At 61.2% G+C, this 20,862-nt stretch carries 15 protein-coding genes; all 15 read left to right on the forward strand.

Translation table 11 applies throughout. The features are described from left to right. Positions 1 to 5 precede the first annotated feature (5 nt). Entirely contained in the window at positions 6 to 1,574 is a 1,569-nt protein-coding gene (locus tag ASG55_RS03770) for a flagellar hook-associated protein 3 (RefSeq protein ID WP_056783756.1), read from the forward strand. Positions 1,575 to 1,683: 109 nt separating this feature from the next. Continuing rightward, the gene (locus ASG55_RS03775; RefSeq protein ID WP_056783758.1) at positions 1,684 to 5,277 is read left to right on the forward strand and encodes a glycosyltransferase; all 3,594 of its coding nucleotides are present in this window, start codon (positions 1,684 to 1,686) and stop codon (positions 5,275 to 5,277) included. An 872-nt stretch (positions 5,278 to 6,149) separates the two neighbouring features. After that, entirely contained in the window at positions 6,150 to 6,923 is a 774-nt protein-coding gene (gene rfbF, locus ASG55_RS03785) for a glucose-1-phosphate cytidylyltransferase (RefSeq protein WP_041478997.1), read from the forward strand. Then, entirely contained in the window at positions 6,905 to 7,987 is a 1,083-nt protein-coding gene (gene rfbG / locus ASG55_RS03790) for a CDP-glucose 4,6-dehydratase (protein WP_056783764.1), read from the forward strand. The genes rfbF and rfbG overlap by 19 nt, the downstream gene beginning before the upstream one ends. Next, positions 7,984 to 8,544 (forward strand): dTDP-4-dehydrorhamnose 3,5-epimerase family protein, encoded by a 561-nt coding sequence (locus ASG55_RS03795; protein WP_056783766.1) that lies wholly within the window; start codon positions 7,984 to 7,986, stop codon positions 8,542 to 8,544. Before rfbG ends, ASG55_RS03795 begins: the two co-directional genes overlap by 4 nt. After that, positions 8,541 to 9,767 carry a class I SAM-dependent methyltransferase gene (locus tag ASG55_RS03800; RefSeq protein WP_056783769.1) on the forward strand — a complete coding sequence of 409 codons (1,227 nt, stop codon included), beginning with the start codon at positions 8,541 to 8,543 and terminating at the stop codon, positions 9,765 to 9,767. Before ASG55_RS03795 ends, ASG55_RS03800 begins: the two co-directional genes overlap by 4 nt. Next, positions 9,764 to 10,615, forward strand: a complete 852-nt coding sequence (locus ASG55_RS03805) for an NAD-dependent epimerase/dehydratase family protein (protein ID WP_056783771.1) — start codon at positions 9,764 to 9,766, stop codon at positions 10,613 to 10,615. Before ASG55_RS03800 ends, ASG55_RS03805 begins: the two co-directional genes overlap by 4 nt. After that, a complete protein-coding gene (locus ASG55_RS03810; protein ID WP_056783774.1) occupies positions 10,612 to 11,682 on the forward strand; it encodes a class I SAM-dependent methyltransferase in 1,071 nt (356 codons plus the stop codon). The genes ASG55_RS03805 and ASG55_RS03810 overlap by 4 nt, the downstream gene beginning before the upstream one ends. A gap of 17 nt (positions 11,683 to 11,699) precedes the next feature. Next, positions 11,700 to 12,437, forward strand: coding sequence for a cephalosporin hydroxylase family protein (locus ASG55_RS03815; protein WP_038860482.1), 738 nt, complete (start codon positions 11,700 to 11,702; stop codon positions 12,435 to 12,437). Positions 12,438 to 12,492: 55 nt separating this feature from the next. Next, a complete protein-coding gene (locus ASG55_RS03820) occupies positions 12,493 to 15,405 on the forward strand; it encodes a glycosyltransferase family 2 protein (RefSeq protein WP_056783777.1) in 2,913 nt (970 codons plus the stop codon). Positions 15,406 to 15,433: 28 nt separating this feature from the next. After that, entirely contained in the window at positions 15,434 to 16,435 is a 1,002-nt protein-coding gene (gene pseB, locus ASG55_RS03825; RefSeq protein WP_041479004.1) for a UDP-N-acetylglucosamine 4,6-dehydratase (inverting), read from the forward strand. Next, positions 16,432 to 17,595 carry a UDP-4-amino-4,6-dideoxy-N-acetyl-beta-L-altrosamine transaminase gene (gene pseC / locus ASG55_RS03830; protein ID WP_056783780.1) on the forward strand — a complete coding sequence of 388 codons (1,164 nt, stop codon included), beginning with the start codon at positions 16,432 to 16,434 and terminating at the stop codon, positions 17,593 to 17,595. Before pseB ends, pseC begins: the two co-directional genes overlap by 4 nt. Positions 17,596 to 17,601: 6 nt before the next feature. Next, positions 17,602 to 18,297, forward strand: a complete 696-nt coding sequence (gene pseF / locus ASG55_RS03835) for a pseudaminic acid cytidylyltransferase (RefSeq protein WP_056783782.1) — start codon at positions 17,602 to 17,604, stop codon at positions 18,295 to 18,297. Beyond that, the gene (gene pseG, locus ASG55_RS03840; RefSeq protein WP_056783785.1) at positions 18,294 to 19,799 is read left to right on the forward strand and encodes a UDP-2,4-diacetamido-2,4,6-trideoxy-beta-L-altropyranose hydrolase; all 1,506 of its coding nucleotides are present in this window, start codon (positions 18,294 to 18,296) and stop codon (positions 19,797 to 19,799) included. The genes pseF and pseG overlap by 4 nt, the downstream gene beginning before the upstream one ends. Then, entirely contained in the window at positions 19,792 to 20,844 is a 1,053-nt protein-coding gene (gene pseI / locus ASG55_RS03845; RefSeq protein ID WP_056783787.1) for a pseudaminic acid synthase, read from the forward strand. The genes pseG and pseI overlap by 8 nt, the downstream gene beginning before the upstream one ends. Positions 20,845 to 20,862: the final 18 nt, after the last annotated feature.

Below are 20,862 nucleotides of genomic sequence, written 5' to 3' on the forward strand. Positions count from 1 at the left end.
AATTCATGCGCATTTCCACCGCCCAGTATTACGGAACGCAAGCTTCGGATTATCAGCGTAACTTTAACAAGGCTGTCGCTACCGCGAGCGAGGCGAGCAGCCTGCAGCGTATCAACACCGCCGCCGATGATCCGATCGGTGCCGGGCGCTTGCTGCAGCTGGGTCAGCAGGCGGCGATGCTCGATCAGTACAAGACCAACGTCAACACCACTAAAAGCGCCTTGACCGTGCAGGAGTCCACTCTGGATTCGATCACCACGGCGTTGGCGCGAGCCAAAGAGCTGGCCTTGGCCGCGAACAACGGCACCATCACCGACAAGGACCGCCAGGCATACGCCTCGGAACTTGGTGAGATCCAGCAGCAAGTGCTGGGCCTGATGAACGCCAAGGATGCCAACGGCAACTACCTGTTCTCCGGTTCGAAAACCGACACCGCGCCGTATTCGAAGAATTCTGACGGCACGTTCAGCTACAACGGCGACCAGACCACCATCGATCTGGGCATCGGCGACGGCATGACCGTGGGTACCAACACCACCGGTTGGGACGCGTTCCAGCAGACCATCAACACCGGCCGCACCAACACCAAAATGACTGCGCCAGCCGTCGATGACGGCCGTGTCGTGCTGTCCAACGGCACCGTCGGCACCGCCGCCACTTACGACGCCAAGTTCACCGCCGGGCAGCCGTATACCATCGATTTCGTCAGCAGCACCCAGCTGAAAATCACCGATGCCTTGGGCAACGATGTGACCGCCGAGGCCAGCCAGAATGGCTTGATCAGCAACAGCAGCGGCGCCAACCAGACCGTCAGCTTCCGTGGCGTCGACCTCAAGCTGAACGTCAACCTGAAGGCAGGCGATACCAATCCGGACGCCGTTATCGCAGGGCACAGTTTTCAGCTGTCGGCCTCGCCGGACTCGTTCACCACCACGCGTAATCCGGGTAACCCGTCGACCAGCGTGATCACCGGTTCGACCATCACCGATCAGGCAGCGTACACCGCAGCGTTCCCGCAGGGCGGCGCGGTGCTCAAGTTCACCAGCGCCACCGATTTCGATCTGTATGCCGCGCCGGTGACGGCCGACAGCAAGCCGGTTTCCTCGGGCACGGTTGCCGGCGGTAACGCCACCGCTGCCGGTGTGACTTTCGCCCTGGGCAGCGCGCCGGCCGCTGGTGATCAGTTCTCGATCCAGCCGAACAATCATCAGACCCAGAACGTGCTCGACACCCTGGGCCAGATGATCACCGCGCTGAATACGCCAGTCGACGGTGACCCGGTTGCCAAGCAGAAATTGCAGGGCGCGATGGAGGCGGGCCTCGGCAATATCGATGCCGCTTCCAACCAGATCGGCACGGCGGTGACCACCATTGGTGCCCGCGGCCAGGCGCTGGACATGCAGACCATCACCAACGACAGTCTGACCACGGCGAACAGCACGACCCAGGGTTCGATTCGTGATTCCGATCCGGCTGAAGTCATGACCCGTCTGACGCTGCAACAGACCATGCTGCAAGCCGCGCAACTGGCGTTCAGCAAGATCAGTCAGTTGGGGCTGTTCAACAAGATCTGATGATTGGCGGGCGCGTGCACGCCCGCCAACGTTGTCCCTCTGTTAATGATTTTTTGCGGTATCAAGGGCTCGTTTTTGCGAGCGGGCTCGTACCGCCTGTGAGCCCGCCTTGAATTCACTCCCCCTCGTCAGCATTGCCATCCCTGCGTTCAATCCGCGCTTTTTCGAGCGGGCATTGAACAGCGCCGTCAGCCAGACATACGCGCCTCTTGAGATCATTGTCTGCGACGACAGTCGTGGTCATGAGATCGAAGGGATTGTCAGCGCTGTGGCCGAGCGCTCGGGTGTTGCCGTGCGCTATGTGCGCAACCCGCGCACATTGGGCATGGTCGGCAATCTCAAGGCGTGCCTTGATCAGGCGCAGGGTGAATTCGTCAAGTTCATGTGTGACGACGACCATCTCTATGCCGCCTGCATCGAGCAGCAGGCGCACGAGATGTTGCGTGAGGAAGTCAGCCTGGTGCTGGCTCAGCGGCTATTCTGGGACGCCGACGACATCATTCTGCCGGCGCGCCTGGAAAACACTTCGTTGTCACCGGCCAGCGGTCTGTTCAAGGGTGACGACCTGCTGGGCATCTTCGAAAAATTTCCGGTCAATGTGCTGGGCGGTTTCTCCAGCGCCTTGTTTCGTCGTTCGGACCTCGTCGACTTGTTGCCGGCGCTGACTCAGGACGGCCACTGCTTTGTCGCCACCCTGGATTTCGCCTTGTACGTATGCTTGCTGCGGCGCGGCAATCTGGCGATGTCGAACACCGTGCTCAGTGCCGAGCGGCTGTATCCGGAGCGCTTGAGTGCTCAGCAGCCGATGAAAGACGCGGTCGAGGTCGAGCGCGAGTGGATTCTGCAAATGCTCAAGGCGCGCAGCGGCGAGTCGGCGCCAGCGCCGGGTTGGGTGCGCTATGTCCCGCTGACCAAGGCTGACGTAATGCCGCGCGTCTGGGAAGAGCTGCCCCTGAGCCGTACGCTGGGTACCAAGCAGAGTCGCCAGGAGTGGTGCGTCGGCATCGATAGCTGGAGCTTCGCCGAACTCTACGCGCACTGGCTGCAGTGCCGCAGTCTCACTGAAGGGCAGCGCAAGTTACTGCCGGAAACTCTGGCCGCCTGGCCACAACAGCCGCGAATAGTGCCGATCGTCATTGATGCCCAGGGCAGTCGCGATGGAGTCGAGCGCACGCTTGAGGCGCTTGCTCGGCAGGACTATGCCCCTGAACTGATTCTGGTGCTGTCCGCTTCCTGTAACGAGGCGACGCTGGATGGCCGCGTGTTCCACATGCCGCTGGAAGGTGACGGGCTGGGTCAGATCAACGCGTTGTTGCCCCAACTGGAGGGCGCCGACTGGTTTTACCTGTTGCAGGCCGGTGACCGGCTGATGGTGCCAGCCTTGCTGGTCATGGCTGACCGGATTGCGCACTCGCCGTCGCTCGGTTGCGTGTACAGCGATGAAGGCGGTCTGCGCGATGGTGAGTCCGTGGAACCCGCCTTCAAACCCGATTTCAACCTTGATCTGATGCGCAGCTACCCGTATGTCGGGCGCGCCTTGGCGTTCAAGCGCGAACGCTTTCTGGCGCTGGGTGGTTTTGACACGACGTTCACCGAACTGGCTCCTCACGACATGCTGTGGCGCATGGTCGAAAGCGACGGCACCCAGGTGATCGGGCATGTCGCCGAAGTTCTGCTGGAGTCGCCATTCGATCTGTCGCGGTGGTTGGCCGAGCCAGGCGTCATCGAACAGAATCCTCGTGTGCTCGAAGCGCATCTGCAACGCATTGGCGTTGCCCATGAAATCCGCCGTGGCAGTTGCCAATTGCTCAATCGTGTCGATTATCGGCACGCGCGCCGTCCGCTTGTGTCGATCATCATCGTCACCCGGGATCAGACCGCTGCCTTGCAGCGGTGTGTCGAGACCGTGCTGGAAAAAACCGCCTACGCCGAATACGAACTGCTGCTGGTCGACAACGGCAGCGAAACCGCTGAGGCCAGAGCATGGCTGGACGGCATCGCGCAATTGGGTGGCGACCGGATCCGCGTGCTGACGTACCCGCAGCCGGACAACATGGCTGCCCTGCACAATTTTGCCGTGACCAAGGCTCGTGGCGAATATGTGCTGCTGCTCAATACCTTTGCGGTGATTACCCACGCCGACTGGCTGGACGAACTGCTCAATCATGCGCAGCGCCCGGAAGTCGGCGTGGTCGGCGCCAAGTTGTTCAACCCGGATGGTTATGTGCTGCATGCCGGCATGATTCTGGGGATGCAGGGCGTGGTCGGGCTGCCATTTTATGGACAGTCGCTGCAGTCGGACGGTTATATGTTCCGGCTGCAGGCCGCCCACGATCTGAGTGCAGTCGGCGGTGATTGCCTGATGGTGCGCAAGGCGGTTTTCGAGGCGGTGGCAGGGCTTGATGAAGAGGATTTGAAGCAGGCGCTGAACGTGGTGGATCTGTGCCTGCGCATCGGCCAGGAAGGCTACCTGGTAGTGTGGACGCCTTATGCCTTGCTGGCTCAGGGCGTGCGCCCGACTGTCGAGTCGACAGCTGAGCAAGGCCAGCAACATGTGCACGAGCAGGAGATCTTCTACAAGCGCTGGCTGCCGCGCATTGCCCGCGATCCGGCCTTCAATGTCAACCTGTCCTTGCAGGGCGTCGGCGCGACGAGTTTCAGCCTTGAGCCGGGCCTGCGTACGGGGTGGACTGCTTTCTCCAGGCCGCAATTGCCCAACGTACTCGCTGTGCCGATCAATGCCTCAGCGATTGGCCATTACCGCATGAGTCAGCCGCTGATAGAGCTGGAAGCGGCGAACCGGGCCGAAGGGTGTATTCGTTACGGCTTGCCGTCGATCATTGAAATCGAGCGTCAGTCGCCGGATGTCATCGTCCTGCAAGGGCGCTATTCCCAGGGCGCGATCGATGAAATCCCGCCGCTGAAAAAGTTCTGCCATGCCCGGCGCATCTTCGAGCTGGATGACTATGTGATTGATGTTCCGCATCGCAATGCGCATATCCGCAACATGCCCAGCAAGCAGGAAATGGAACGGATGGTGCGCCAGGCGATCAGCCTGTGCGACCGCGTGGTGGTGTCGACTCAACCACTGGCCAATGCGCTGTCGGACATGCACCACGACATTCGCGTAGTCCCCAACATGCTCGCGCAAAACCTCTGGACCGGTTTGCGGGGTCAGCGCCGCACCTCGAAAAAACCTCGCGTGGGTTGGGGCGGAGGCACCAGCCACCATGGCGATCTGGCGGTGATTGCCGATGTCGTGCGTGAGCTGGCCAACGAAGTCGACTGGGTATTCTTTGGCATGTGCCCGGATGACCTGCGTCCGTACATGCACGAGTTCCACGGTGTGATTCCTCTGGACGTCTATCCGGCCAAGCTGGCCAGTCTGAACCTCGACCTGGCTCTGGCACCGCTGGAGTTTCACATTTTCAATGACTGCAAGAGCAATCTGCGTTTGCTGGAATACGGTGCCTGCGGTTACCCGGTCATCTGCACTGATACCGAAGCCTATCAGGGCTACCTGCCGTGCACGCGGGTGAAGACCAACAGCACTGATGAATGGCTGCAGGCGATTCGCATGCATCTGGCCGACCCTGACGCCAGTTATCGCATGGGTGACGAGCTGCACGAGGTGGTCATGCGCGATTATGTGTTGCGTGGTGACAATCTGCGGTATTGGGAGAATGGCTGGCTGGCGGATTGATCGTTTATACAGGCGGCTTTTTGGGGTTGCCTTTTTTTTGGGGCCTTGGCGGCCTTGGCGGCCTTTGGGCCGACCAGGCTGTTGGGGGGTTGGGGTGTAGATCCGTTTCTGCGGGTGTTGCTGATTACGGTTCCGCCCTTACGGCGGGTCACCTTTTTCAAACGCCAAAAAGGTAACCCAAAAGGCTTGCTCCTACGTTCGGCCCTCGCAGGCTCGGGTTCCTTCGCTGCGGGACTGATCCGGGCGCAGCGGCTCCGGTTTGCTTCGCTGCACCTCCTTCCGCTGTGTTCGACTTCGTCGAACGGTCGCTACGCTCCCACGCCCGGATCAATCCCTCCACTCAGCCTTCCGACGTCGCCAGTGGATCAAGATCAAAAGCGGTACTCGAGCTTGCGCTCATTGTTGAGTGGGGCGGCTTCGCCGCGGGCAGCTGCGCTGCTTTGATTTGATTTGCTTTGCTTTGCTTTGCTTTTGCACTTGCTTTTGCACTTGCTTTTGTGGGAGCGAGCCTGCTCGCGAAGGCGGCCTGACCGCCGACCCATTTCTTGCTGGACGCACGCGATCCAACTGTTGGAATTGGCGAAGGCTCGGGCTGCGATCGGACGATCTTTTGCTTTGGCTTTTGATCTCTTGCCCCTCCACGCCCTCAGCCCGTCCGTCATTCTGTTGCCACTTCCATCGAAGCCTCTATCAGCTATCTCCCAAAACCCGGCTACGAGCTGGCGCGTTTCCTGCAAGTGCCCCGCAAATCGCCATAAAACGAGCGCTCGCGGTGTTTCCTCCTGCGCCCGTAGCGGCAGAAGGTTTGGCCAGAAGGCCTGCGACGCTCAAAAAAGCAGTGCGCAGCCCGGTGACGTACGAGAGGGGAGACGATGAAGGCAGTAATTTTGGCGGGTGGCCTCGGCACGCGCATCAGTGAAGAGTCGCACCTCAAGCCCAAGCCGATGATCGAGATTGGCGGCAAGCCAATTCTCTGGCACATCATGAAGCAGTATTCCGCCCACGGGATCCACGACTTCGTCATTTGCCTGGGCTACAAGGGCTACGCGATCAAGGACTTCTTCGCCAACTACTTCCTGCATACATCCGACGTCACTTTCGACATGCGCAACAACCGCATGGACGTCCATCAGAATTACAGCGAGCCGTGGAGTGTGACCCTCATCGACACCGGCGAGGAAACCATGACCGGTGGCCGCCTGTTGCGTGCCGCGCGTTATCTCAAGGATGAAGAGGCGTTCTGCTTCACCTATGGCGATGGCGTTTCCGACATCAATATTGCTGAGCTGGTCGACTATCACAAGGCTCACGGCCGCCTGGCGACCGTCACTGCGGTGCAGCCGCCAGGTCGTTACGGCGCGCTTGAACGGCAAGGTGACCAGGTGCTGGGTTTCACTGAAAAACCTCGTGGTGACGGTGGCTGGATCAATGGCGGTTTCTTCGTGCTGTCGCCAAAAGTGCTGCCCTACATCAGCGATGACAGCACCACCTGGGAAGCCGAGCCGTTGGCCCGTCTGGCTCAGGACGAACAACTGAAAGCCTTCGAGCACGAAGGTTTCTGGCATCCGATGGACACCCTGCGCGACAAGAACCATCTCGAAGCGCTGTGGCAGAGCGGGGAGGCCCCATGGAAGCAATGGGCCTGAGTGCGGAGTTCTGGCGTGGCAAGCGTGTTCTCGTCACCGGACACACCGGTTTCAAAGGCAGTTGGCTGACCCTTTGGCTGCAATGCCTCGGCGCGCAGGTCAGCGGTTTTTCCCTGGATCCGTCGACTGAGCCAAGCCTGTTCGAACTGGCGCGCGTACACGAAGGCATCAACGACCAGCGCGGCGATTTGCGTGACCTCGGCGCCTTGCTGGAAATCATCGCCGAGACCGAACCGGAGATCGTCCTGCATCTGGCCGCCCAGCCCTTGGTGCGCGAGGGCTATCGCGATCCGCTCGGCACCTATTCAAGCAATGTCATGGGCACGCTGAACCTGCTCGAAGCGATTCGTCAGGTCGGCGGCGTGCGCGCCTGCGTGCTTGTGACTACCGACAAGGTCTACGCCAACAAGGAATGGCTGTGGCCGTACCGCGAAGACGAAGCCCTCGGTGGCCACGATCCTTACAGCAGCAGCAAGGCCTGCTGCGAGTTGCTCGCGCAGTCGTATGCCGCGTCGTTCTTCCCGGCGGACAAACATGCCGAGCATGGTTTGGCCCTGGCGACCGCACGCGCCGGCAATGTGCTGGGCGGCGGTGACTTTGCGCCAGAGCGACTGATTCCCGACGTATTGAAAGCATGGACCGCCGACGAGCCGGTAACCCTGCGTTACCCGCAAGCGGTGCGCCCGTGGCAGCACGCGCTGGAGCCGCTGGCCGGTTATCTGCAATTGGCTGCTGCGCTCTACGAATACGGCCCGGAATATGCTGGCGCGTGGAACTTCGGCCCGGGTGAGGCAGACATGTGCAGCGTCGGCGAAGTGGTCGAGCTGCTCGCCAACCGCTGGCCGCAGGCCCGTGGTCTGCGTATCGAGCCGAGTGAACTGCACGAAGCCGGTCTGCTGCGTCTGGACAGCAGTCGCGCGCGGCAGGTGCTCGGCTGGCAGCCGCGCTGGTCGTTGCGGGCGTGCATGGCGCAGACGCTGGATTGGCACCTGGCCTGGCAGAACGGCGATGACATGCGCGCCGTAACTCTGGGCCAGTTGAATCTGTACCGAGGCGCGCTGTGAGCGAGTTTTCCCTGAAAGCGTTGCCATTGGCCGGTCTGTTCAGCATTCAGCACAAACGTTTCGAAGATCAGCGCGGGCACTTCGCCCGGTTGTTCTGCGAGGGCAGCCTGATTGCGTTCGGCAATGAATTTCATATCCGCCAGATCAACCACTCCTGCACCCGCGAGAAGGGGAGTGTGCGTGGCCTGCATTATCAGAATGCCAACGCCCCGGAAGCCAAACTGATCACGTGCCTGCGCGGTGAGGTCTGGGATGTGGCGGTGGATCTGCGGCCGGACTCGGAGACGTTTTTGCACTGGCACGCCGAGCACTTGAAGGCGGGCGATGGCCGCAGCCTGTTGATTCCGGCCGGTTTCGCTCATGGCTTTCAGACGCTTACCGCAGACGCCGAATTGCTCTATCTGCACAGCGCCGATTACGCGCCGGAGCACGAGGGCGGCTTGTCGGTGAACGATCCTCGGCTGGCGATTGCCTGGCCGTTGCCTGTCAATAATTTGTCAGCGCGCGATTCCAGCCATCCTGCGCTCGATCAACACTTTGCTGGAGTGCGTCTATGAATTGCCGTGGGTGCGCCGCACCGCTGAATTTGCCGCTGATCGACCTCGGCACTTCGCCGCCGTCCAACGCCTACGTGCACGCCGATCGCCTGGAGCAGGCCGAGCAATGGGTGCCGCTCAAAGTCGCGGTGTGCCAGCAATGCTGGCTGGTGCAGACCGAGGATTACACCAGTGCCGACAGCCTGTTCGATGCCGAGTACGCCTACTTCAGTTCGTTCTCCAGCACTTGGCTGAATCACGCCGAGCGCTATGTCGCCGAGATGAGCGAGCGTTTCGGTTTGAACGCTGACAGCCGCGTGGTTGAAGTCGCCGCCAACGATGGTTACCTGCTGCAATACGTCGCCGCGCGCGGGATCCCGTGCCTGGGCGTCGAGCCGACTCGCAGTACCGCACAGGCTGCACGCGAGAAAGGCCTGGAAATTCGCGAGCTGTTCTTCGGCTGCGACACCGCCACGCAATTGCGCAACGAAGGCTGGAGCGCCGACCTGATGGCGGCCAACAACGTGCTCGCCCATGTGCCGGACATCAACGATTTCCTCGCCGGCTTCGCGACGTTGCTCAAGCCGACCGGCGTCGCCACCTTCGAGTTTCCGCAACTGCTGACGCTGATGGCTGGCGCGCAGTTCGACACGCTGTATCACGAACATTATTCCTACCTGTCGCTGACCGCCGTGCAGACCCTGTGCGAGCGCAATGGCCTGGAAGTGTTCGACGTCAGCCAGTTGAGCACTCACGGCGGCTCGCTGCGCGTATTCGTGCAGCGCAAGGACGGCCAGCGCCGCGCTGTTCTCCCGGCAGTTCAGCAACAACTGCAGGCCGAGCTCGCTGCCGGGGTGACAACTGCCGAGTTCTACGCGACCCTCGCGCCTGCTGCCGAACGCATCAAACATGACCTGCTGCGCTTCCTGTTGCAGGCCAAAGCCGACGGCAAACGTGTGGTCGGTTACGGCGCGGCGGCCAAGGGCAATACCTTGCTCAACTACGCCGGAGTCAAAGCGGATCTGCTGTCCTGGGTGGCCGATGCCAACCCGCACAAACAGGGCAAGTTCTTGCCGGGCAGTCGCATCCCGATTGTTGCGCCAGCGCAGATCGACATTGAGCAACCGGACTACGTGCTGGTGCTGCCCTGGAACCTGCTGCACGAAGTCAGTCAGCAACTGGCGCAGGTGCGTCAGTGGGACGGGCGCTTCGTCATCGCCGTGCCTGAGTTGAAAGTGCTGTGAAAGTTCTGGTCACTGGCGCCACGGGCTTTGTCGGTCGGCATCTGGTTGCTGCATTGCTTGCGCGCGGCTGTGAAGTCCGCGCGGTGGCGCGCAACGCAGAAACCGCGCAGGGCATGCCATGGATCAACCACGTCGAATTCGTCGCGGCAGACATTCACGCTGCCGACCTGAATGTCGTCGCGCTGACCGAAGGCATCGACGCACTCGTGCATCTGGCCTGGCCGGGGCTGCCGAACTATCGGGCGCTGTTCCATTTCGAGCACAACCTGATGGCCGATTACCGCTTTATCAAAAGCGCGATAGAGGCGGGCGTGTCGCAGGTGCTGGTGACCGGCACTTGCTTCGAATACGGCATGCAGAGCGGCCCGCTCAGCGAGTCGACCGAGCCACGGCCGAGCAATCCCTACGGTCTGGCCAAACATACGCTGCACCTGTTTCTGCAGAATCTGCAGCAGGAGCAACCGTTCACCCTGCAATGGGCGCGCTTGTTCTATTTGCACGGCGCAGGGCAGAACCCAAACAGCCTGTTGGCCGCGCTGGACCGGGCAATCGATAGCGGTGAGCCGACCTTCAACATGTCGGCCGGTGAGCAGTTGCGCGATTTCCTCGCAATTGAAATCGCCGCGAGTCACCTCGCCGCGATCCTCCATCAGCGCGAGTTCGACGGCGTGATCAACTGCGCCAGCGGCCATCCGGTGTCGGTGCGTGCGCTGGTCGAACAGCGCTTGCGTGAGCGTGGCGCAACCCTGGATCTGAACCTCGGCCATTACCCGTATCCGACCCACGAACCGCTGGCGTTCTGGGCCGTCACCGAGCGCTTGCAACAGTTATTGGGAGAGTCGCCATGAGGCACGAGTTGTACCGGGCCACCGGCCTGCCGGTGTTGCAGAACCGCACTTTCGCCGATGCCGAATCGGCGCGGGCCTCGGCCAGCGCCGACATGGTCCTTGTTCAGGACGAGCGTAGCGGTCTGGTCTTCAACGCCGCGTTCGATGCCGACAAGCTCAGTTATGACGCCGACTATCAGAACGAGCAGGCGCACTCCGGCCAGTTCCAGCAACACCTGCGCGATGTCGAAGGCATCATCGGCAAGCACTTCAAGGGCCGCGAGCTGATCGAGGTCGGCTGCGGCAAGGGCTACTTTCTCGAGCTGCTCAAAGGCCTCGGCTATTCGATTACCGGCATCGACCCGGCTTATGAAGGCGAAAACCCCGAGGTGATCAAGGCGCCGTTTACGCGCGGCCTCGGCCTGGCGGCAGATGCCATTGTGCTGCGTCATGTGCTGGAGCACATCGAAGACCCGGTGAGCTTTCTGGCCGTGATCGCCGAGGCCAATCAAGGCGGGCAGATCTATATCGAAGTGCCGTGCCTGGACTGGATCCTCGAGCACAAGGCCTGGTTCGACCTGTTCTACGAACACGTCAATTATTTCCGCCTCGATGACCTGCGCCGGATGTTCGGCACGGTGCACGAGGCCGGGCATCTGTTCGGCGGCCAATATCTGTACATCGTCGCTGATCTGTCGACGTTGCGCCTGATACCCGAACAACCGGTGCCGCGCCTGACACTGCCTGAAGATTTCAGCGCCAGTCTCGACCGCGCTGTGCAGATCATCCGCTCGGCGCCTGCGCAGGGTTCAGCGATCTGGGGTGCCTCGTCCAAAGGCGTGATCTATTCGCTGTACCTGCAACGCGCCGGCGTTGCGGTCGATCGCGTAGTCGATATCAACCCGGCCAAGCAGGGGCGTTATCTGCCGCTGAGCGGCGCGCGCGTGTCCTCGCCGCAAGAGGCCATGGATGCGCTGCCGGAAGGCGCGCACCTGTTTGTGATGAATTCCAATTACCTCGAAGAGATCAAGCGGATGACCGGTGGACGCTACGTCTATCACGCCGTCGACAGCGCTTCGTTTCAGTGACCCTTGAGATGACCAACATGACCGACAACAGCATCAACCAAGCCTTCGAAGCCGAGTGCCGCGAGCAGATCGCCCAGCAAGGTGACGACCCCAAACTGACCGGCCTGGCCCGCGATTTCTTCAACGAATCGGCCAAGCACAAATACAGCTACCACTTCTCGTGGATGGGCCGCCCGATCATCCAGCTGCCGCAAGACATGATGGCCATGCAGGAGATCATCTGGCAGGTCAAGCCGGACCTGGTTATCGAGTGCGGCATTGCCCACGGCGGTTCGATCATCTACTACGCCTCGCTGCTCGAGCTGCAAGGCCACGGCGAAGTGCTCGGCATCGACCTCGACATTCGTCCGCACAACCGTGAAGCCATCGAAAGCCACCCGATGGCCAAGCGCATCAAGATGATCGAAGGCTCAAGCATCGACCCGGCCATTGCCGCTCAGGTGCAGGCCGCCGCCAAAGGCAAGAAAGTCATTCTGGTCCTCGACTCCAATCACACCCACGATCACGTGCTCGAAGAGCTGCGCCTCTACGCGCCGCTGGTGTCGGTCGACAGCTATTGCGTGGTCATGGACACCGTGGTTGAAGACATGCCGGCCGATTTCTTCCCGGATCGTCCATGGGGCCCGGGCGACAACCCGAAAACCGCCGTGTGGAAGTACCTGGAAGAGAACCAGGACTTCGAAATCGACCAGCAATTGCAGAACAAACTGCTGATCACCGTGGCGCCGGACGGCTACCTGCGTCGCGTTCGTTAATTCGCAACATTTACCCAGAGTTGTTTCGGCGAGTCGCCGGTTGTGGAGAGAAGTTATGCAAGGCAAGTACAGTTCTGAACTGACGCTACCGCTTGATGAGCTGTTGACGGTGGTGCTCATTACCCACAACCGACCGGCGTTCCTGCGTCGGGCTGTGAAGTATTACAGCGACTTGCCCTGCAAGATCATGGTGCTCGACTCCTCGCCGGAACGTCCGGAAGGCGATTTTTCCGCCGTCGATTACCATCATGTGCCGCAATTCGCGTACTGGGGGATGCAGGCCAAACTGGCCTATGGTGTCGAGCAACTGACCACGCCGTACATGGTGCTGGCGGCCGATGACGACTTCATCCTGCATGATTCATTGGCCGAATCCGTGGGTTTCCTGCAGGCCAATCCGGATTACGGCATGTGCCACGGCTACTGCCTGATGTACCTGACGCTGGCCGGTGGCGTCAGCTACTACCGCCGCGACAAAAAGGTCCAGGAAGACTACTGCTCTGAACAGGCTCAGGAGCGGGTCATCGATTACATGAGCCAGTACATCCCGCCGTTCTATGCGGTGACCCGTACTGATCTGATGAAGACCTGGCACTCGGCATTGCCACCCGGCACCAGCTTCCAGTGGCAGGAAATCGGCCATGTCTATTTCCTGCTGGCCAGTGCCAAAGCACGGATTCTGCCGATCCCTTATGTGGTTCGGGAGATCAACTACGGTGCCTCCGAGCACAGCACCGAGGTGTATCACTCGCTGACCTACGTCGATGCCAAATCGGTCGCCGAGCGTGAAGCCTTTGCCGAGTTCCTTGCCGCGCTGCCAACCCAGATCAAAGGGCTGAACGCCGAGCAGGGCAAAGCGCTTGCCCTGCAAAGCTTCGAGGCAATGGTCGACAGCCTGCAATCGAATCGAGCGCTGACTGCGGAGCTGATCATCCAGTCCACCTGGAATCAGGAGCTCAAGTACCCGGATCGTCGTTTCGGGCCTTTGCAGTACGTGGAAATGCCGTTCTACAACGAGGCATTTTTCGACCGCCTGGCGCAGTTCGAATTCATGCTGCACGCCATGCCGGCGGGGCGCATCCAACTTGAAGGCCTGGAGGGCGTCTGGACCCGTCAGGCGCACTTGCTGCAAGCACGCAACAACGACACGCCGGAAAGCGTTCTCGACCGTTTGTGGCAGGCTCACGATCTCAATGCGTTCAATCGCACCGTGGTCAAGCGGCTGGCGGCTCAACTGACATCGATGGGCCAAGCCGAAGAGGCGCAAGCGATGCAGGCCTGGATCGAGCGTCTCGAAGCGTTGACCGTCGATGACCATCATGCGGTCATGGACAAGATGCAGTCCGGTCGCCTGCTCAACTGGCTGGCCGCACGTGCGCCCGGCGCTCACCTCGAGGCAATCGGCCAACATCTGGCGGTGAATGGCGGCGGGCCGCAGTTCGGCATTTTTCTGCTGGATCTGGACGACGACATCGACAAGCTTCAGGTGTCTCTCGACAGCTTGCTGGAAGGGCAGTGCAAGGCCTTCCGCATTGTCGTGTTCACCACCGGCGAAGCGCCCGCCGCGACCACGGCGCAGAACACCCTGCATTTTGTCCGAGTGACCGCGGGCAATCTGATCGACAAGCTCAATCAAAGCGCTCGTCAATCGCCGTGTGACTGGCTGCTGTTGGCTGAAGCCGGTGATGAGTTCACTGCCAGCGGATTGTTGCGCGCCAGCCTGGAGTTGATGAACGCCGGCGATTGCCGCGCGGTATCCACCGACGAAATCCAGCGTCAGGAAAACGGTGCCCTGACCGACGTGTTCCGGCCGGGCTTCAACCTTGATCTGCTGCTGAGCCTGCCAACGCTGATGGCGCGGCACTGGCTGGTACGGCGCGATGCGCTGGTCGAAATCGGCGGCTATCGCGCCGATTTCAGTCAGGCACTGGAACTTGATGTGCTGCTGCGTCTTATCGAAGAACACGGCCTCAACAGCCTGGCTCACCTCGACGAGCCGCTATTGATCAGCCAGGCACCAGAGCTGGTCGAGAATGCTGACGAGCGCCTGGCGCTGCTGCGCCATTTGGGCAATCGCGGTTACAAGGGCAAAGTGACGTCAGCGGTCCCGGGGGTTTACCAGATCGACTACCACCACAGTGATCGTCCGCTGGTGTCGATCATTATTCCGGCGGGCAGCGATCTGGCGGTGCTGCAACGTTGCCTTGAAGGTGTGTTGCTGCGTACCCGTTACCATCACTATGAAGTGCTGATCGCCGCCACTGCGGATCAGACGGCTGAGATCAATGACTGGCTCGGGACTTACAAGCACTCCAGAGTGCAGGTGCTGCGTACTGATCGGACGTTGAGCGCAGCAGGATTATTCAACGCGGGCAGTCGTCAGGCGCGTGGCGAGTACCTGGTGCTGCTCGCCGCCGATGCGGAAGTGGTCAATCCGAACTGGCTCGACTCTTTGCTCAACCATGCTCTGCGTCCGGAGGTCGGCGTGGTCGGGCCAAAACTGATCGACCGTGATCGCAAGATCAGCCAGGCGGGATTGATCCTGGGCATGAATGGCGGGGTCGATTCGCCCTTCGTCGGTGAGGATCACGATGCCGACGGTTACCTGCACCGCTTGGCGGTGGAACAGAACTACTCGGCGGTATCGAGCGTGTGCCTGATGGTCCGCAAGGAGTTGTACGAGGCGCTCGGCGGTCTGGACGAAAGCACATTTGCCGAAGGCTTCAGCGATGTCGATCTGTGCCTGAGCGCCGGGCAAGCCGGTTATCTGACGGTATGGACTCCGGCGGTGCAAGTCATCCATCAGGGCGGTATGCCTGACGCCCCGCAAGCGCTGCTGGCCCTGCGCGAAAAATGGCCGGCGGCATTCGTTCAGGATCAGGCCTACAACGCGAACCTGAGCCTGAAGGGCAAAGGCTTCGTGCTCGATGACAATGCTTCACTGGACTGGGCACAGTTGCTCGCTTAAGCCTGGCGACAGGGACGGAATTGAAAAAATGTTCAACGGTAAATCGATCTTCATCTCCGGCGGCACCGGCTCGTTCGGGCGCAACTTCATCCGTCGCTTGCTGGAGCAATACCAGCCCAAGCGTGTGGTGGTGTTCTCCCGCGACGAGCTGAAACAGTACGAGATGCAGCAGACCTTCAATGCGCCGTGCATGCGTTATTTCATCGGTGACGTGCGTGACGCCGACCGCTTGCGTCAGGCCATGCGCGGCATCGATTACGTGGTGCATGCCGCCGCGCTAAAACAGGTGCCGGCGGCGGAATACAACCCGACCGAATGCATCCGCACCAACGTCAACGGCGCGGAAAACATCATCGCCGCTGCGATCGATAACGGCGTAAAGAAAGTCGTCGCGCTGTCCACCGACAAGGCGGCCAGCCCGATCAATCTGTACGGCGCGACCAAGTTGCTTTCGGACAAATTGTTCGTTGCCGCCAACAACATTGCCGGCGAGCAGCAGACCCGTTTCGCCGTGGTGCGCTACGGCAACGTCGCTGGCTCGCGCGGCTCGGTGGTGCCGTTTTTCAGCAAGCTGATCGCTGACGGCGCGCAAGAATTGCCGATCACCGACGAGCGCATGACGCGGTTCTGGATCACCCTCGACCACGGCGTACAGTTCGTGCTCGACAGCTTTGCGCGGATGCACGGCGGCGAAGTGTTCGTGCCGAAGATTCCGTCGATCCGCATCGTCGATCTGGCGCGCGGCATGGCTGAACATCTGCCGCACAAGAACGTCGGCATCCGTCCCGGCGAGAAGCTGCATGAGTTGATGGTGCCGCTGGACGATGCGCGCATGACTCTGGAGTTTGAAGACCATTACACGATTCAGCCGTCGATTCGTTTTACCAGCGTCGACGTCGATTTTGCCGTCGATAAACTTGGCGAACGTGGGCGTGCGGTGGGCGAGGATTTCGAGTATCGCTCGGACACCAACCCGCATTTCCTTTCAGTGGGGCAGATCGCCGATCTGCACGCGAAGCTGTCGGTATGATTCCTTACGGTCGGCAGAGCCTTGATCAGGCGGACATCGATGCGGTGGTCGAGGTGCTGCAATCGGACTGGCTGACCCAGGGGCCGACCATCGAGCGCTTCGAGCAGGCCATGGCCGCGCGCTGTCAGGCGGATTTCGCCGTGGCGGTGTGCAATGCAACGGCGGCGCTGCACATTGCTTGTCTGGCCGCTGACCTGGGGCCGGGCGATCGCTTGTGGACCTCGCCGAATACGTTTCTGGCTTCGGCCAATTGCGGGCGCTATTGCGGCGCCGAGGTTGATTTCGTCGACATCGATCCGCTGACCTGGAACCTCGATGCCGTTGCCCTTGAAGCAAAGCTCGAACAGGCCGAACGCGATGGCACGCTGCCGAAAGTCCTGGTCGCCGTCGCGTTCTCCGGGCAGAGCTGCGATATGCGCAAGATTGCCGACCTGGCGGTGCGCTACAACTTCACCGTGATCGAAGACGCCTCGCACGCCGTGGGCGCCAGCTACGCCGGGCGTCCAGTCGGTTGTGGCGACTTCGCGGCGATGACGGTGTTCAGTTTTCATCCGGTGAAGATCATCACCAGCGCCGAGGGCGGCATGGTCCTGACCAATCGCCCGGCGCTGGCCGAGCGCCTGCAACGCCTGCGCAGCCACGGCATGACCCGCGATCCCGAGCACATGACCGAGCCGAGCCACGGGCCGTGGTATTACCAGCAGATCGAGCTGGGTTTCAATTATCGGATCACCGATCTGCAGGCGGCGCTGGGTCTGTCGCAGCTGCGCAAGCTGGATGAGTTTGTCGCACGTCGGCGCGAACTGGCCGCACGGTACGATCAGTTGCTTGCTTACCTGCCGCTGACCTTGCCGAGCGCGCAGCCGGAAGCCGATTCGGCGTGGCACCTGTATGTGGTGCGCGTGCAGACCGAGCGCTGCAACCTCAGTCATCGTCAGGTGTTCGAAGGTTTGCGCAACGCTGGCATTGGCGTCAATCTGCACTACATTCCCGTGCACTTGCAGCCTTACTATCGTGAGCTGGGCTTTGCCGAGGGCGATTTCCCCGAGGCCGAGCGCTATTACGCCGAAGCGATCAGTTTGCCGCTGTTCCCTTTGCTCAGTGAGGCACAACAGGATCAGGTGGTCGAGCAACTGCGTCGGCTGCTGCTTGAGGAGTAAGGCACCGTGAGCTGCGTCGCGATCATCCCCGCCCGTGGTGGCAGCAAGCGCATACCGCGCAAGAATCTCAAACCGTTCGACGGCGTACCGATGATCGTCCGCTCGATTCGCACGGCGCTGGAGTCAGGGCTGTTCGAGAGCGTTGTGGTCAGCACCGACGATGACGAAATCGCCGACTTCGCACGAGCACATGGCGCTGAAGTGCCGTTCATGCGACCGGCCGATCTGGCCGATGATTTCACCGGTACCGCTGCGGTGATCGTGCATGCCTTGCAGCAATTGCCGACGTTCGATTACGCCTGCTGCGTGTACGCGACCGCGCCATTGTTGCAGGCGCGTTATCTGCGTCAGGGTCTGGATTTGCTCAAGCAGCATCCGCACAAGTCGTTTGCCTTTTCGGTGTGCGGTTTCGGTTTCCCGGTGCAGCGCGCACTGACCCTCGACGAGGAGGGCGCTTTGATGTCCATGTACCCCGAATTTCGTACCACCCGTTCGCAGGATCTGCCCGAAGCGTTTCAGGATGCCGGGCAATTTTACTGGGGGCGCAGCGAAGCGTGGCTGCGTGGCGAGACGCTGTTTTCGCCAGCGAGTCTGCCGGTGATCCTGCCGCGTCATTTGGTCCAGGACATCGACACGCCCGAAGACTGGCAACGCGCCGAATACCTGTACGCCGCACTCAGAGCCGGCGGAGAACTGCAATGAGAGTGCTGATCCGCGCCGACGCCTCGCCAACCATCGGCAGCGGCCACATTGCCCGCTGCCTGACCCTGGCGCGGATGCTGCGCGGGCAGGGCAGTCATGTTGCATTTGCCTGTCGGCGGTTGCCGGGGCATCGACTCGAAGCCTTGAATGCCGAAGGCTTCGAGACCTTTGCACTGCCCGAGCGCTATCGCGACGAAGACCCGCTGCAGGCCATCGAATCGATGTTGCCGTGGCAGTTCGATATTGATGCACTGGGCCTGCTGCTGGATGGGCAGGCACCGTTCGACTGGATCATCGTCGACCATTACGGCCTCGATCATCACTGGCAAACCGCGGCCCGGCGCTGGGCGCATCGAATCGCTGCCGTGGATGATCTGGCCACGCGGCGTTACAGCGTCGATCTGCTGCTCAATCAGAACCTCTCGGGCTTGAGTGAAAACTACGCGGCGCTGCTGCCGCCAGGCTGTCGCACCTTGCTCGGCCCGCGCTACGCCATGCTGCGCGAAGAATTCAACTGCGATGCCATCGAGATCAAACCGAAGGCCCGGCGCGTGCTGGTGAATTTCGGCGGTTTCGACGCGGCGAGGCAGACTCATCATGCGATGCTGGCGCTGGCTGATTTCACTGAGTTGCAGGTGGACTTCGTCGCTGGCGCCGACAACCCGGCGTGGACGCAGATGCAAGCGTTGGCCGAGACGCGACCGAACTGGCGCCTGCACAGTTTCGTCAGCGATTTCCATCAGCGCATGACTGAGGCCGATCTGTTTATCGGCGCCGGCGGTGGCACCAGTTGGGAGCGCGCGGCGTTGGGTTTGCCGACGATCTGCATCGCCGTGGCGAACAATCAGCAGGCCAACGGCGAAGTCATGGCCGCTGCCGGTGCGCATGTGTTCATGGGCGCCCGCGAGCAGGTCAGCGTCGAGCAGTTGCGTGATGCGGTTGGCTTCGTCGTGAACAATCATTTTCTACGCCGCAGCCTCGCCGAGCGCTCGCGGCAACTGGTCGACGGGCGCGGTGCCGAGCGTGTGGCGGCGGCGCTGGCCGGGGCAGTGCTTAAACTGCGCCCGGCAACCCTGGACGATGCGCAGTTGCTGTTCGATGGACGCAATGCCGAAGCAGTGCGGCGCTGGTCGCTGGAAACCGGCGTTATCGATTGGGCGCAGCATCTGCACTGGCTGACGGCGAGTCTGCGCAATCCGCAGCGGCTGCTGCTGATTGCCGAGGCGGACGACGGCCCGGTCGGGGTGCTGCGTTACGACTTGCGCGGGTTTGAAGCCGAAGTCTCGATTTATCTGCTGGAGGGGCGCTTCGGCCTCGGTTGGGGCAGGGCAGTGCTCAGCCGTGGCGAAGCGTTTGTCGCTGCGCACTGGCCGCAATTGACACGCATCACTGCGCGGGTCATGCCGGCCAATCAGTCCTCATTGAAAGTTTTTCGCGACGCCGGGTTCATCCAGGAAACCTGTGCGTTCAGCCGTGTTTTGAAGGATCACCCGCATGTCTAGTTTCAAGATTGGCCACCACACCATCGGTGCCGATGCGCCGCCGTTCATCATTGCCGAGATGAGCGGCAACCATAACCAGTCTCTCGACGTCGCTTTGCAAATCGTCGAGGCGGCAGCCAAGGCCGGGGCGCATGCCTTGAAGCTGCAAACCTACACCGCCGAAACCATGACCCTGGATTTGGCTGAAGGCGAATTCTTCATCAAGGATCCGGGCAGTCTGTGGGCCGGCACGTCGCTCTACGATCTCTACGAAAAAGCCCATACACCGTGGGAGTGGCACGCGCCGATTTTTGCTCGGGCCAAAGAGTTGGGAATGCTCGCGTTCTCGACGCCGTTCGATGACAGCGCGGTGGATTTTCTCGAAGGCCTCGAGGTGCCAGCGTACAAGATTGCCAGTTTTGAAAACACCGATCTGCCGTTGATCCGTCGAGTGGCAGCGACCGGCAAACCGCTGATCATCTCCACCGGCATGGCCAGCATCGCCGAACTGGATGAAACCGTGCGTGCCGCCCGCGAGGCCGGCTGCAAGGATCTGGTGTTGCTCAAGTGCACCAGCACCTATCCGGCCACGCCGCTCAACAGCAATGTGCGCACGATCCCGCATCTGCGTGAGTTGTTTGGATGCGAGGTCGGACTGTCGGACCACTCGATGGGCGTTGGCGTGTCGGTGGCGGCGGTGGCGCTGGGAGCGACGGTGGTGGAAAAACACTTCACCCTTGATCGTTCGGCCGGTGGCGTGGACGCGAGTTTCTCCCTGGAGCCTGCGGAGCTGGCCAGTCTGGTGGTCGAGACCGAACGAGCCTGGCAGGCCATGGGCCAGGTGCATTACGGCGTCACCGAGGCCGAGCGCAAGTCGCTGGTCTATCGCCGTTCGCTGTATGTCACCGCTGACATGGCTGCCGGTGAAGCCTTTACCGGGGACAATCTGCGCGCCATTCGTCCCGGTCTCGGTCTGCCGCCCAAGCACACCGAAGCCGTCCTCGGACGCCGCGCGCGCACCGCGATCAAGCGCGGTACGCCGCTGGACTGGTCGCTGGTCGAATAGGCCAATCTGCCATCGATT

The organism is Pseudomonas sp. Leaf434, assembly GCF_001425545.1.
Taxonomy (GTDB): domain Bacteria; phylum Pseudomonadota; class Gammaproteobacteria; order Pseudomonadales; family Pseudomonadaceae; genus Aquipseudomonas; species Aquipseudomonas siliginis.